This window comes from Clostridium sp. MCC328, from assembly GCF_018785465.1.
Classification (GTDB): Bacteria; Bacillota; Clostridia; order Lachnospirales; family Lachnospiraceae; genus Pilosibacter; species Pilosibacter fragilis.
In genome coordinates this window covers 1-706 of the sequence record NZ_WQPW01000087.1, presented here as the reverse complement: position 1 = coordinate 706, position 706 = coordinate 1, and the positions used below count along the sequence as shown (strand labels likewise).

The 706-nt window shown below is 55.1% G+C and carries 1 rRNA gene; it reads right to left on the bottom strand.

From position 1 onward, the window contains the following. Positions 1-27: 27 nt before the first annotated feature. Positions 28-706, bottom strand: a 23S ribosomal RNA gene (locus GPK83_RS12280); the annotation flags it as partial.

The window sequence follows — 706 nt, the reverse complement described above, 5'->3', positions numbered from 1 at the left end:
ACCGTTTCATCAACCAACCAGACCTTCCTGGATAAGCCCTCGACCGATTAGTAACAGTCAGCTCCGTACATTACTGCACTTCCACCTCTGCCCTATCTACCTCGTCGTCTTCAAGGGGTCTTACTTCTTTCGAATGGGATATCTCATCTTGAGGGGGGCTTCACGCTTAGATGCCTTCAGCGTTTATCCCTGCCAGACTTGGCTACCCGGCCATGAGCTTAGCAGCTCAACCGGTACACCAGCGGTCCGTCCATCCCGGTCCTCTCGTACTAAGGACAGCTCCTCTCAAATATCCTCCGCCTGCGCCGGATAGGGACCGAACTGTCTCACGACGTTCTGAACCCAGCTCGCGTACCGCTTTAATGGGCGAACAGCCCAACCCTTGGGACCTACTTCAGCCCCAGGATGCGATGAGCCGACATCGAGGTGCCAAACCACTCCGTCGATGTGAACTCTTGGGAGTGATAAGCCTGTTATCCCCAGGGTAGCTTTTATCCGTTGAGCGATGGCAATCCCACTTTCATACCACCGGATCACTAAGTCCTAGTTTCCTACCTGCTCGACCCGTCGGTCTCGCAGTCAAGCTCCCTTCTGCCTTTGCACTCTTCGAATGGTTTCCAACCATTCTGAGGGAACCTTTGAGCGCCTCCGATACCCTTTCGGAGGCGACCGCCCCAGTCAAACTCCCCACCTGACATTGTCCCCG